This window comes from Janthinobacterium amylolyticum (assembly GCF_051380655.1).
Lineage (GTDB): Bacteria > Pseudomonadota > Gammaproteobacteria > Burkholderiales > Burkholderiaceae_D > Janthinobacterium.
Genome location: NZ_JBNYXL010000004.1, coordinates 98,997 through 112,542, shown reverse-complemented (window position 1 = coordinate 112,542; position 13,546 = coordinate 98,997). Strand labels below are relative to the sequence as shown.

Sequence of the window (13,546 nt, the reverse complement as noted above, 5' to 3'; positions counted from 1 at the left end):
TTCAAGCCTGGCTTGATCTGTGTCGAAAGACGCAAACTCTCCCGTTTGGCCTACCTTGTTATCAGCAAGACTCCTACACGTGTGCCCCGTGGCGCTGCCTAGAATGGGAACCTCATTGACGTTCACATTCGCACAACTGGAGAAAACATCATGGCCACCCAATCTCATCAGGCAGCTTCCGTTTCCTCAACACAAGCTGGCATGCCCGACATGGACGCGATCGAACTGCTGACGCAGGATCATCAGACCGTCAGGGAGCTGTTCGACCAGTACGACACCCTCAGCGACCGCTCACTGGTCAGCAAGCGCAAGCTGGCCTTGAAAATCTGCCAGGAACTGAGCAAGCATGCGATGGTGGAAGAGGAGCTTTTCTATCCTGCCGTGCGCGACGCCAGCCGCCAGAATGAAGACCTGATCGACGAAGCGATTGTTGAACACGCTTCAGCGAAGGAATTGATCGCGCAAATCGTTGCCATGGCGCCCGGCGAAGACTTGTACGATGCCAAGGTCAAGGTCTTGTCCGAACAGATCGAACACCATGTCTCGGAGGAGGAAGGAGACATTTTTCCGAGAGCGCGCGAGGCGCAGCTCGACTTGCAGGCCCTGAGCAGCCAGATCGCGGCGCGCAAGGCTGAAATCGAGCTGCCCGACATGCAGGCGTAAACGCTGGCCGCCTGCTTATGGGCTGACTTGCAGCTGGCCCGCTGGCCCCCATGGCCCCGACGAGGCCCGTGCCATCAGGGTAAATGCCATCAGATGGTGCGTGGCGGGCGCCGTTTCTCCCGCGCGGCGCTGGCGGATCTCGTCGATCACCAGGGTGACGGCGGCGCGCGCCATGTCGGCGATGGGCTGGTGGATGGTGCTCAGTTCCGGCCACACGGTGGTGGCGACGGGTGTGTCGTCGAAGCCGCACACGCTGATATCCTGCGGTACCTGCAAACCCATGCCATGCGCCACGGCCAGGGTGGCGGCCGCCATGTCGTCATTGCTGGCGAAGATGGCGCTGGGGCGCGGATCGGCGGCCAGCAGCTGGCGTGCCGCGTCGAGGCCCGAGCGGTAAGTAAAATAGCCTTGCGCCACGCGCTGCGGCGGCACGGGCAAGCCCGCCTCGCGCATGGCGTCTTCGAAGGCCTGGCGGCGCAGCAGGGCGGGCGTGTGCTCCGGATCGCCTTCGATGAAGCCGATGTCGCGGTGGCCCAGGGCGATCAGGTGGCGCGTCATGGCCAGCGCGCCTTCGTAGTCGTCGATGCGCACGGCCGACACGTCGGGCGAAGGCCGCGCCGTGGCCACGGCGATGGCGGGGATGCCCATCTGATTCAGTTGCGCCAGCACCTGCGGCGAGTCGCACAGGGGCGGCGGCACGAGGATGCCGTCCACGCCGGCCGCCACCAGGCAGTCGATAGCGGCGCGCTGGCTGGCCAGGTCGCCGCAGCGTTCCAGCAGCAGCTGGCCGCCGCCCTGGCGGCACTGGTCCATGGCGCCGACGAGGAATTCGCTGAGGAAGGCCGCGCTGGGGTTGCTGTACAACAGGCCGATGCGCAGGGTGCCCGTGCGCGCCGCCCTGGCCGCCAGGTTTGGCTGGTAGTGCAGGCTGGCGATCGCCGCCTCGACCTTGCCGCGCGTGGCGGCGCTGACGCTGGCGCGCCCGTTGATCACGCGCGACACTGTCATGGCCGACACGCCGGCCACGCGCGCCACGTCGTGCACGGTGGCGCCGCTGCTGCTGTCGATGGTGGCGGGCGCGCCTGGCGCCGCCTTATTCGAGGTGGCCACCGAATTTCAGCTTGCCGCTGATGCGCATGCCGTGCAACTGGCCTTCGTCCAGTTCGGCGGGGCTGGTGCGCTGCGCCGTGTCGCGCCGCGCCAGTCCCACCGACAGGATATCGAGCATCATCAGCTGCAGCAGGCGCACGATCATGGGCACGAAATTGAGGTTGCCTTCCGGATGGTTCAGGGTCAGCAGCACGTCGGCCAGCTTGGCCAGCGGCGAGCCACTGGCCGTGATCGCCAGCACGCGCGCGCCGCAGCCCTGCGCCACCTTGACGGTGCGCAGCAGCTCGGGCAGGGCGCCGGAACGGGAAATGACCAGCGCCACGTCGCCTGGTTTGAGCATGGCGGCGCTCATTTCCTGTGCCTGCTGGTCGGCAAAGAAGCTGCTGACGATGCCCAGGTTGAGCAGCTTGTGCTGCATGTCGTCGGCCACCACGCGGGCGCTGCCCACGGCCAGCAGTTCCACGCGCTGCGCGCCGCGCAGCAGCTCGATGGCGGCCGTCAGCGCTTTCACGTCGAGCATGTCGCGCAGGGCCAGCGCGGCCGAGGCGTTATTGCCCAGCACCTTGCGCGCCAGCTCCGCGTCGGAATCCGATATCTCCACGTGGCAGTGCGCCACCGTGATGGCGCCGCCCGTCAGGCCGGAAGCCAGCTTGAGCTTGAAATCGGCCAGGCCCTGCACGCCGATCGAGCGGCAAAAGCGCATCACCGTGGGCTGGCTCACGCCGACCCGCTGGGCGATTTCCGCGATCGGCAGGGTCAGCATGGCGTTCGGTTCCTTCAGCACCCAGTCGGCCACCTTGCATTCGGATGGGCTCATGCGCCCGCGCGCCTGGCGCACGGATTCGAGCACGGGCGCGCCGGAATGCGCGCGCTTGAGTTTTTGCGCCAGGATGGCGGCGATGCCAAGGAATGTCGGCAGTTCGGCCGTGATCAGAAAGGTGGGAATCTGTGCCAGGTATTCGTTCAGGCGGCCCTTCTGCTCGAAACGCGCGCGGAACTGCGACTGCTCGAACAGGGGGCCCAGGCGCGGCACGATGCCGCCGCCGATATAGATGCCGCCCAGCGCGCCCAGGGTCATGGCGACGTTGCCGGCGATGGAGCCGAGGATGGCGCAGAAGCAGTCCACCGCCTCGAGGCAGACGTCGCATTCGTTGTTCAGGGCGCGGCTGGTGATTTCCGCCGCCAGCAGGGGCAGGGCGTCGGGCTGGCCGGCGCGCTCGGACAGGGCGCGGAAGATCAGTTCCAGGCCCCGTCCCGAAGCGAGGCGTTCGGCCGAGACGTGCGACAGTTCGCGCCAGGCGAAGGACAGCACGTCCATCTCGCGCTGGTCGCACGGTGCGAAGCTGACATGGCCGCCTTCGCTGCCCAGCGCGATCCAGCGGTCTTCGGCCGGGATCATGCCGGACACGCCCAGGCCCGTGCCCGAGCCGAGCAAGCCGATGACGCTGTCGGCGCGCGCCATGCCGCCGCCGATCTGCAGGCGCTGGTCGGGCCGCAGATAGGGCAGGGCCATGGCCAGCGCCGTGAAGTCGTTTACCACCAGCAGGGTGTCGAGGCCCAGCGCTGCGCGCATCGCCTCGATCGAGAAGAACCAGTGGTGGTTCATCATGCGGATATTGTCGTCGTCGATGGGGTTGGCGATGGCGATGGCCGCATGGCGCACGCGCGCCGAACCGGCGGCGCGCGCTTCGGCGCTATCCATATAGGCGGTGATGGCGTCGAGCAGCGAAGCGTAGTCGTCGCAGGGCAGCACGGCCACGGCTTCCAGGTGGCCCTGGCGGGTCTCGAGCACGAAACGGGCATTGGTGCCGCCGATGTCGGCCAGCAGGCGCGGCCCGTCGCTGAAGCGTTCCGCCGGATCGCTGCCTGCTACTTCCATTTTTTCATCAATTTTCATGGCGCTGCTTAGTCTCGTCTGCGTGCGCTGTCGTGGCGGCGCACTGTCGTTATGGGCAAAAACCAAGGATTTTAATTCGTATACGTCCCGCGTGCCGAAAAATGCGGGGCCGCCTTTCAAATGCTTGCCTGCGGCCGCAGAAACCGCGGATGCGGGTTAAAAAACGCTGCGATAAAACGGCAAATGCGGGTGCAAATAAAGTGTCGCAGAGTAGTCGTAGGATTACAACATAATATGTTGATATTTGTTCGTAGTATAGTTACTATGTCTCTGCTGGAAAGAATTCTGGCCAGTACATTCGGCCACGAATGACTAGATAAAAACAAATTACTGAGGAGACTTACCATGCTGCATCGCACCATGTTGAAGGCCGTGTTGAAGACACTGCCAGCTGCCATCGTCTTGGCCATCGCCAGCGGTTCCGCTATTGCCGACCCGATGTACCCCTCCGACGCCGAAGGCTTCCACGGCTACCTGCGCGCCGGCGCCGGCAGCAATACCTCCGGCGACGGCGGTTCGCAAGGCTGCTTCGGCCTGGGCGGCAACACCATGAAATACCGTCTGGGCAATGAGTGCGACGCCTACACGGAATTCGGCTACACCAAATCCATCGCCAAGTCCGGCGGCGTGAACTACCTGGCCACCATCTGGGTCAATGCCTACGCACCGAACTCCGATTTCGGCGACAACAAGCTGGGCATCGTCAAAGCCTACGTCGAAGCACAGGGACTCGATTTCCTGGGCGGCGGCACGGCCTGGGTCGGTAAACGTTTCTACTACCGTCCCGACATCCACATGCTGGATCTGCAATACATCAACATGAATGGTACCGGTGCCGGCCTGGACCGCATTCCTGTCGGCCCGGGTAAATTCTCGTATGCCTTCTTCAAGGATAACGACATCAATGCCCGCGATCCGAACACGGGCGCCATCCTTGGCACCCGTTCGGCCGTGCGCCAGAACTTCATCTACGGCGAAATTCCCGTCAACACCAACGGTACCCTGGACCTGGCCGCCACCATCATCACGGCAGAAGGCAAGGACACCGATATCTACGGCCCGAAACATAACGGCTGGCAACTGTCGGCCTTCCACCGTCAAGGCAAGGTCTTTGGCGGCGGCAACACCTTCGGCGTGCAGTACGGCGTCGGCCCAGGTGTCGGCGGCGACGGCAACGGCCAGTTCGGTGCTTCGGGCAACACGGCCTTCGGTTCGGACCGCAAGCGCACGCGCGTCTTCAATGACATGGCGATCCAGCCGATGGAAAACTTCGGCATGGAATTTGTCGCCCTGTGGCAAAAAGACGAGTCGAACGCCACCGGTTCCTCGACCTGGACCTCGGTCGGCGTGCGTCCTGTGTACGCGTTCACCAACAACTTCAAGCTGGTGGGCGAGCTGGGTACGGACCGCGTGACGCAAGCGGGCGGCCTGCCGGCCAAGCGCCTGACCAAGCTGACCATCGCGCCGACGATCTCGGCCGGCCCTGGCCTGTGGTCGCGTCCAGAACTGCGCGCTTTCGTGACGTACGGCAAATGGAACGATGCGGCCACCGCTTCGGTCAATGCGTCGAACAACGGCGGCCCGATCTACAACAACAATACCAGCGGCACGTCGTATGGTTTCCAAGTAGAAACCTGGTTCTAAACACAGGGACTTGAACTGTCGCGCGCCATGTGTGCGGCCGGCCATGCGCACCGACTGGGTACCCCCTTGTCCAGTACGGTTGCTCTGGCGGCCACCCACCGCTGCCGCTCGCGACGGTTTTGTCCGGTGTTGATGTTGCCAAGTGCAGATCAACCTGGCGCATCCTTCGCGGATGCGTTTTTGGCGCCGTCCCGTGATATAAATGCAATGTAGTCATGTCATGGATCACGGCGCCGTCTTTATACCAAGATGATGCCCGTTCGCAAGCGGGTCTGAGCACAAGAGCGCCGGTACAGGCGCAGATTTCACCTTTTTCGGCCCCCGTATGCCGAAGCCCCCTAAAAGCTTGATCAAAAAAGGAATGTGGAGATGAAACTGAAATTCAAGATTACCCAACTGGCCGCATTGACCACCCTGGCATTCGCCGGCAGCGCATTCGCGACCGACGTGGAAGTGCTGCACTACTGGACGTCCGGCGGCGAAGCCAAGTCCGTGGGCCAGTTGCAGCAAATTGTGAAAGAAAGCGGCTTTGGCTGGAAAGACTTCGCCGTGGCTGGTGGCGCTGGCGAAAACGCCGCGACCGCACTGAAGACCCGCGTCATTTCCGGCAATCCGCCAACGGCCGCCCAGATCAAGGGCCCGTCGATCCAGGAGTGGGGCGCGGAAGGCGTGCTGGCGAATATCGATGATGCCGCCATTCCAGGCAAATGGGATGCCGTGCTGCCGAAAGTCGTCGCCGACATCATGAAATACAAGGGCCACTACGTTGCCGCGCCAGTCAACGTCCACCGCGTCAACTGGATGTGGGTCAACCCGGAAGTGCTGAAAAAAGCCGGCGTGACGACCACGCCAACGACCTGGCCTGCCTTCTTCGAAGCGGCCGAGAAGATCAAGAAATCGGGCGGCATCGCGATCGCCCACGGCGGCCAGCCATGGCAGGACGCCACCGTGTTTGAATCCGTCGCGCTGGGCGTGGGCGGCACGGAGTTCTACAAGAAAGCCATCCTCAAGCTGGACCAGAAGGAATTGACCGGTCCGACCATGATCAAGGTGTTCGACACCCTGGGCAAGGTCAAGACCTACATCGACAAGGATGCTGCCGGCCGCGACTGGAATTTGGCGACCGCCATGGTCATCAACAACAAGGCCGGCTTCCAGTTCATGGGTGACTGGGCCAAGGGCGAATTCACGGCCGCCGGCAAAGTGCCGGGCAAGGATTACCTGTGCGTCGCCGCGCCAGGCACGGAAAAAGCCTACACCTTCAACATCGATTCGTTTGCCATGTTCACGCAAAAGGATGCGAATGCGAAGAAAGGGCAGATCGCCCTGGCCAACGCCATCATGAATCCGAAGTTCCAGTCGATCTTTAACCTGAACAAGGGTTCCATCCCTGTGCGTTCCGGCGTATCGAAGGACAAGTTCGACGCTTGCGCCCTGAAATCGATGGAAGACATGGACGCCACCAACAAGACGGGCGGCCTGCTGCCATCGTTCGCGCACGGCATGGCGCTGCCATCGGCCACGCAAGGCGCCGTGTTTGACGTCGTCGCCAAGTTCATGAACACCAACATGAGCTCGAAAGACGCGGTTGCCGAACTGGCCAAAGCGGCAAAAGTGAAGTAATCGGCACGGGCGCCCGCTGGCGCGCGCAGGGGAAACTGTCGCAGCTTCCCCTGCGCGCGCCAGCGCGGCGCCTTGCTGCAGCTTGGCGGTCGCCGGTTACGCCGGCGCCACTCACCGTTCTACTTCTACGGCTGTCCTATGTCCTTACGCAAGCATTTCGACCGATGGATACCACAGATGGTACTGGGCCCCACGCTCATCGCCAGCCTGATCTTCGTCTATGGTTTTATCTTTTTGACCGGTTGGCTCTCGCTGACCGAATCGCGGCTGATGCCGAACTACGAGTTCGCCGGCCTGGTGCAATACGTCGAGCTGTTCGACAATGAGCGCTGGTGGACCTCGCTCAAGAACCTCGGCATCTTCGGTGTCCTGTTCATCGGTTGCAGCATCGCCATCGGCCTGTTCCTGGCGATCCTGCTGGACCAGAAAATCCGCGCCGAAGGCGCGCTGCGCGCCATCTACCTGTATCCGATGGCGCTGTCCTTTATCGTCACCGGCACGGCCTGGAAATGGATGCTCAATCCCAGCCTGGGGCTGGAAAAAGTCATGCATGACTGGGGCTGGACCTCGTTTACCTTCGACTGGCTGGTCAATTCCGACATGGCCATCTACACGGTGGTGATCGCCGGCGTATGGCAATCGTCGGGCTTCGTCATGGCCCTGTTCCTGGCCGGCCTGCGCGGCATCGATGATGAAATCATCAAGGCGGCGCAAGTCGACGGCGCGTCCCTGCCGACGATCTACTGGCGCATCGTGATTCCCGCCATGCGGCCCGTGTTCTTCAGCGTGCTGCTGATCCTTGCGCATATCGCCATCAAGAGCTTCGACCTGGTCATCGCACTGACGGCTGGCGGACCTGGCAACTCGTCGTCCGTGCCGGCCATCTTCATGTACCAGTTTTCCTTCACCCGCGGCCAGCTGGGCCTGGGCTCGGCATCGGCAATGATGATGCTGGCCACCATCGTGGCCGTGCTCGTGCCGCTGATGTACCTGGAAACGCGCAGCGCAAAGGCGATGAGATGACACACACACGCAACAACCGCCTCACCCTCGGACGGGTGGTTTTATACCTGCTGCTGATTCTGTTCGCGGTGTATTACATCGTACCGCTGTACGTGACCCTGTCGACGTCGTTCAAGTCGCTCGACGAGATCCGCAGCGGCAACCTGCTGGCACTGCCGCACGTGTGGCAGTTCGATTCCTGGTCCAAGGCCTGGTCGTCGGCCTGTACCGGCGTCACCTGCGACGGCATGCAGCCGTTCTTCTGGAACTCGATCAAGATGGTGATTCCCGCCGTGCTGATCTCGACCTTCCTGGGCGCCTTCAACGGCTATGTGTTCGCGCACTGGCGTTTCCGCGGCTCCGAAGCGCTGTTCGCCGCCTTGCTGGTGGGCTGCTTCATCCCGTTCCAGGTGGTGATCCTGCCAATGGCGCGTTTGCTGGGCGAATTCGGCCTGGCCAACACCACCACCGGCCTGGTCTTCGTCCACGTGGTGTACGGCACGGCTTTCACGACTCTGTTCTTCCGTAACTACTACATCGGCGTGCCGGAAGAGCTGATCAAGGCGGCGCGTATCGACGGCGCCGGCTTCTTCCTGATCTTCCGCAAGATCGTGCTGCCGATTTCGGGTCCGATTTTCGTCGTCTGCATCATCTGGCAATTCACGCAGATCTGGAACGACTTCCTGTTCGGGATCGTGTTCGCCAGCGGCGATTCGCAGCCGATCACGGTGGGCTTGAACAACCTGGTCAACACGTCCACGGGCGTGAAGGAATACAACGTCAACATGGCCGCCGCGGTGATTGCCGCGCTGCCGACCCTGCTGGTCTATCTGGTCGCAGGCCGTTATTTTGTGCGCGGCCTGACCGCAGGCGCAGTCAAAGGTTAAGGAAAGAATATGTCCAGTTTATCGATACGCAGCATCCGCAAGGTGTACACGAATGGCGTCGAAGTCCTGAAAGGCATCGACATCGACATCAAGGATGGCCAGTTCCTGATCCTCGTCGGCGGCTCCGGCTCCGGCAAATCGACCCTGCTCAACATGGTGGCAGGCCTGGAGAGCGTCACTTCCGGCGAAATCCTCATCGATGGCAAGGTCGTCAACGACCTGCCGCCGAAAGACCGCGACATCGCCATGGTGTTCCAGTCCTACGCGCTGTATCCGTCGATGACGGTGCGCGAAAACATCGCCTTCGGCTTGAACGTGAAAAAAGTGCCGAAGGCGGAGCAGGAAGAAATCGTCGCCCGCGTCGCCGAAACCCTGCAGATCACGCACTTGCTCGACCGCCGTCCGGCGCAGCTGTCCGGTGGCCAGCGCCAGCGCGTGGCCATGGGCCGCGCCATCTCGCGCAAGCCGTCGCTGTTCCTGTTCGACGAACCGCTGTCGAACCTGGACGCCAAGCTGCGCGTGGAAATGCGCGCCGAGATCAAGCTGCTGCACCAGCGCCTGAAAGCGACCATCGTCTATGTCACGCATGACCAGATCGAGGCGATGACCATGGGCGACCTGATCGCCGTCATGAAGGATGGCGTAGTGCAGCAACTGGGCACGCCGCAGGAAATCTACGACAATCCCGCCAACCTGTTCGTGGCCGGCTTCATCGGCTCGCCGTCGATGAACTTCATCACCGTCAAGCCTGTCATCGAAGGCAACGAGGTGTCTGTCGCCATCGAGAACGCGGGCAAGAGCCTGCGCCTGTCCCTGCCATTCGCCGCCGACAAGCTGCGCAGCTATGCGGGCCGCGACGTGATCCTGGGCGTGCGTCCGGAACAGATCACGGACATGAGCAGCGCGCACGGCGACGTGGGCCAGGAACTGGGCTGTCTGATCGACCTGGTCGAGCCGACCGGTCCGGACACCCTGCTGACGACGCGCCTGAACGGCGCCGCCGTCACCTGCCGCACGCACCCGCGCGAAGCCGTACTGCCAGGGCAGACCATGCAGCTGTCGTTCAACCTGTCGAAGGCGGCCATGTTTGATCCGGCCAACGGCGAACGCATCGCGTAAGCGCCGGTGCATAAAAAACGGCCCGCCTGTCAGTTGACAGGCGGGCCGTTGTCGTTTGCGCGGCGCTTATTTGGCCAGCGACTTTTTATACGCGATGGCGTAAGTCAGCTTGCCGGTCGGCGTCACCAGGTCGTCCAGGGCGGCCTGGCTGAAGGTGCCCGTCCAGCCCAGCGTTTGCGCCGTGACGCCGCCGCTGACGATGTCGGCCGCTTTCAGGCCCGCCATCGCCAGCGATGCCGTCCTGATGGTGGCCATGTAGCTGGCCGCATCGCGCGTATCCGTCTTGCTCAGGTCGACCGTGGCCTGCTTGCGCAGCCAGTCGGCCCAGTAAAATTCCAGGAATTCCGTGGAGCTTGACGGCACCACGTAGCCGGCGTCGCGCGTGAAGTAGACGAGCGCGCGGTACGGGTCGTTGCCCAGGGAGGCGAGGCCGATGGACGCCGGCAGCTGGCTGGTGGCGATCGCCTTGTTGCTGCCATCTTTCAGCCAGACCTTGCTGGCCTTCTTCATCTGCGCCCAGAAATCGTATTCATTGAGCTTGCTGAAATTGTCCGTCACCTTGACCCAGACTTTCAATTGATGGTTCTGCCCCTTGTCGGCATCCCGGAAGGCGGAAAACGTGTGGTGGCCATCCGTCAGGTACAGGGTGCCGTTCGGGCCGATGACGACGGTCTTCATGTCGCCCGGCTTGGTACCCACGGCGGACTTGCACTGGAAGGTGGCGGGTGGATTGCTCAGGGTGGCGCCGGCCACGTTGGCCGTTTTGGTGACCACGTCGTCCTGGCCATTGGTTTCGCACAGCTCGGCGAATTTCTTTGGCTTGTTGGTCTTGGCCATGACCAGGTCTTCCGCGCCGTAGCGGCCCAGCTTGTAGTAAATCTGGTCGTAGCCGACGGCCGGCTGGGTGGGATGCAGTTCGTCGAGCGACACTTGCAGGAAGACGGGCGCCGCATCGGTGCCGGCGGCCGTGGCGGCGAGGAGTTGCTGGCGCGCGCTGAGCACGGGCGGGGTTTCCAGCACGCTCTTGCCGGTGGCCAGCGGCACACCGCCATTGACGATTTGCGCGACGATGCCGCCGCTGGCATTGACGATGTCGATATCACTGCCGCTTTGCTTCACTTGCAGGTTGTCCAGCAGCACGTCGGCCGGGTCTTTGCTGTCTGGCGTCAGCGCGCCATTGACAAAGTCGTAGTTGGCTGCCATGCCCAGGGTTTGCATGGGCGCCGCGAGAGCCGTGCCCAGCTGCGTTTGCGCCGCTTGCAGCCTGGCAGCATCGATGGCGGCCAGGCTGGCGGCGGTGGCGCTGGCCGGCGTGTTGCCCAGCAGCTGCACGGCGATGACGGAAGTGAGCGGCGTCAGGTTGACGCTTTTTTCCTGCAGCGAGACGGCGTACAGCACCTCGCCGCTGGCGGTAGTGGTGGTAATCAGGAACGGAGCCTTGGCGCCCGCGCTGATGGCGATGTTGACCTTGCCGCTGGCGTCCGCCGCGCTGGAGCCGACCTTGGTCTTGCTGGCATCGTACACATCGATGACACTGCCGGCGACGGCCTTGCCCGTGGCGGCCACGACGCTGACGATGCGGGCCGGGCCGACCGCTGCATTCTCGCTTGCCGGCGTGTCGCCGCCACCACAGGCGGCCAGGCTGGCGCCCAGTGCGATGGCGATGGCAATCGAGAGTGTGCTGCGGCTGCTGCGGCTGCGCAGGGTGTTGCTGTTCTTGAGCATGTCTGTCCCGTGATGTCGGCTGAAAAGTGCCGACATGCTAGCGGGCGCATGTGTCAGGATGATGACACGCCCAGGCGCCGTCAGCGCCGCAGCGACTTGCGGTAATTGATGGCGTAGTCCAGCTTGCCCTTGTCTTCGGTCAGTTCGTCGAGCGCCTCGCGGTCGATGTCCTGCAGCGCGCCCAGTTCGCGGGCGCGCTTGCCGTTGCTGACCATCGCATCGGGCTGGAGCGCCACCATCGCCTGGGCGGCCAGCAGGATGGCGTTGACATACGCGGCCGGGTCAAGCAGGTCGATCTTCGCCAGGTCAGGCGCGGGCTTGCCGCGTAGCCAGTCGGCCCAATAGAATTCGAGGAATTCCGTGGCGTGTTCGGGCGGCGCGTAGCCGACCCCGCGCGTGAAGTAGACGAGCGAGCGGTACGGATCATCGCCCAGCGCGGCCAGACCGACGGCCGAGGGCAGCTGCCGCGGCGTGATGGGCGCGTTGCGGCCGTTTTTCAGCCACACCTTGTTTTCCGCGCGCATGCGCGCCCAGAAGGCGGCGTCATCGAGCGCGCTGAAATTGTCGCTGACCTTGACCCACACTTTCAGTTGCGCGTTGCGCCCGCCATCGGCATCGCGGAAGGTGGAAAACGTGTGGTGGCCATCGGTCAGGTACACGATGCCACGCGGGCCGATGACGACGGTTTTCATGTCGTCCGGGCGGCTGCCCACGGCCGCCTTGCAGCGGTAGCTGGCTGGCGGGGCACTGAGCGTGGCACCGGCGACATTGGCCGTGCCGGGCAAGACGTCGCCCTGGCCATTGGCTTCGCACAAGTCGGCGAATTTTTTCGGCTTGGCGACGTCGGCGATGTGCTTGTCTTCGGCCGCATAGCGCCCCAGCTTGTAGTACACCTGGTCGTAGCCGACGGCCGGCTGGGTCGGGTGCAGCTCCGCCAGGCTCACTTGCAGGATGCGCGGGTGGGCGGCGCTACCCACCACGGTGGCCATCAGGGCCTGCTGGCGTGCGTTCAGGGCGGACAAGGTGGCGGCATCGCGCGCCAGCGCCGGCGGCAGGATTGCCGCGCCGCAGGCCAGGGCCAGCGGCAGGGCCGGGATACGGAAGAAAAAGCCGTGCATTGCCATCGTCTCCAAAACCATAGTATGAACAGCCCCACCCGGTGGCGTTTGATGCCGCGCAGGCCGGGAGCAAGTCATGCTGCCTGTCGTTAGCGCCCCAGCATGCGCAGGCATGCGTCGGCCACGTCAGCGGCAAAGGCGCTGCTATCCTGCAGCTGCGCCGCGATGGCGTCGTCCGTCACGCCATGCACGGCGGAATAAATCATCAGGGCGGCCAGGCGCGGCTGCGGCAACGGCCATGCGCCCGCCGCCGCGCCGCCCGCCAGGATGGCCCCCAGATGGACCAGGATGGCATTCTTGTCGGGGTTGTCCTCCGCTTCGGTGCCGACGCTGCGCCGGTGGCTCGTGTAGACGATGTCGTGCAGCCGCCAAGTGCGCAGATAGGTGGCGACATTGGCCTGTACCCAGGCGCGCAGCCGGCCTTCCCAGTCGTGCGGCAGGCAACGGTCGACAGACGCTTCCAGGCTGGCCAGGAAGTGGCTGGTGTAGCGGGTGGCCAGCGCCGCCAGCATTTCGTGCTTGGACGGAAAATAATGGTAGAAGGTGCCTTTTGCCACACCCGCCAGGGCGGTGATGTCGCTGACGGTGGTCGCTTCCACGCCCTTGTCCAGGAACAGCCGCTCGGCGGCAGCCATCAATTCATCGAGGCGCACTTCGGCCGGCTTGGTGCGGGGGCGGGCGGGCGCCGGCACGGCGCAGACAGGGACGGGCATGGCAGGAGGAGAAATAGTCATGCAGCCAGTATAAATGAAGCACCG

At 63.5% G+C, this 13,546-nt stretch carries 11 protein-coding genes; 6 read left to right on the top strand and 5 right to left on the bottom strand.

Annotation, left to right across the window (positions count from 1 at the left end; genetic code table 11):
* The first annotated feature begins 210 nt into the window (after window positions 1-210).
* Complete coding sequence (locus ACQ4WR_RS09770) at window positions 211-663, top strand: hemerythrin domain-containing protein (RefSeq protein ID WP_436487320.1); 453 nt, start codon at window positions 211-213, stop codon at window positions 661-663.
* A gap of 15 nt (window positions 664-678) precedes the next feature.
* On the opposite strand, the gene ACQ4WR_RS09765 is transcribed toward ACQ4WR_RS09770, so the two are convergent.
* Window positions 679-1,773 carry a LacI family DNA-binding transcriptional regulator gene (locus ACQ4WR_RS09765; protein WP_102294066.1) on the bottom strand — a complete coding sequence of 365 codons (1,095 nt, stop codon included), beginning with the start codon at window positions 1,771-1,773 and terminating at the stop codon, window positions 679-681.
* Window positions 1,757-3,670, bottom strand: a complete 1,914-nt coding sequence (locus tag ACQ4WR_RS09760) for a glucokinase (RefSeq protein WP_436486911.1) — start codon at window positions 3,668-3,670, stop codon at window positions 1,757-1,759. The genes ACQ4WR_RS09765 and ACQ4WR_RS09760 overlap by 17 nt, the downstream gene beginning before the upstream one ends.
* Window positions 3,671-4,015: 345 nt before the next feature.
* On the opposite strand from ACQ4WR_RS09760, the gene ACQ4WR_RS09755 reads away from it, so the two are divergent.
* The 5 genes from ACQ4WR_RS09755 to ACQ4WR_RS09735 all read left to right on the top strand — a co-directional run bounded on the left by ACQ4WR_RS09755 (window position 4,016) and on the right by ACQ4WR_RS09735 (window position 9,945).
* Complete coding sequence (locus ACQ4WR_RS09755; RefSeq protein WP_436486909.1) at window positions 4,016-5,314, top strand: maltoporin; 1,299 nt, start codon at window positions 4,016-4,018, stop codon at window positions 5,312-5,314.
* Between the two features lie 369 nt (window positions 5,315-5,683).
* A complete protein-coding gene (locus tag ACQ4WR_RS09750; RefSeq protein WP_102293991.1) occupies window positions 5,684-6,937 on the top strand; it encodes an ABC transporter substrate-binding protein in 1,254 nt (417 codons plus the stop codon).
* A gap of 138 nt (window positions 6,938-7,075) precedes the next feature.
* Window positions 7,076-7,960 (top strand): carbohydrate ABC transporter permease, encoded by an 885-nt coding sequence (locus ACQ4WR_RS09745; RefSeq protein ID WP_102293992.1) that lies wholly within the window; start codon window positions 7,076-7,078, stop codon window positions 7,958-7,960.
* Window positions 7,957-8,826, top strand: a complete 870-nt coding sequence (locus ACQ4WR_RS09740; RefSeq protein WP_436486907.1) for a carbohydrate ABC transporter permease — start codon at window positions 7,957-7,959, stop codon at window positions 8,824-8,826. Before ACQ4WR_RS09745 ends, ACQ4WR_RS09740 begins: the two co-directional genes overlap by 4 nt.
* Before the next feature lie 9 nt (window positions 8,827-8,835).
* Complete coding sequence (locus ACQ4WR_RS09735; protein WP_102293994.1) at window positions 8,836-9,945, top strand: ABC transporter ATP-binding protein; 1,110 nt, start codon at window positions 8,836-8,838, stop codon at window positions 9,943-9,945.
* A 66-nt stretch (window positions 9,946-10,011) separates the two neighbouring features.
* Here the strand turns inward: ACQ4WR_RS09735 and ACQ4WR_RS09730 are convergent, their stop codons facing one another.
* The 3 genes from ACQ4WR_RS09730 to ACQ4WR_RS09720 form a co-directional block, all read right to left on the bottom strand.
* Window positions 10,012-11,670 carry a ParB-like protein gene (locus tag ACQ4WR_RS09730; protein WP_436486905.1) on the bottom strand — a complete coding sequence of 553 codons (1,659 nt, stop codon included), beginning with the start codon at window positions 11,668-11,670 and terminating at the stop codon, window positions 10,012-10,014.
* An 80-nt stretch (window positions 11,671-11,750) separates the two neighbouring features.
* A complete protein-coding gene (locus tag ACQ4WR_RS09725; RefSeq protein WP_436486903.1) occupies window positions 11,751-12,788 on the bottom strand; it encodes a ParB/Srx family N-terminal domain-containing protein in 1,038 nt (345 codons plus the stop codon).
* An 89-nt stretch (window positions 12,789-12,877) separates the two neighbouring features.
* On the bottom strand, window positions 12,878-13,522 hold the full coding sequence (locus tag ACQ4WR_RS09720) for a TetR/AcrR family transcriptional regulator (RefSeq protein WP_436486901.1): 645 nt from the start codon (window positions 13,520-13,522) through the stop codon (window positions 12,878-12,880).
* Window positions 13,523-13,546: the final 24 nt, after the last annotated feature.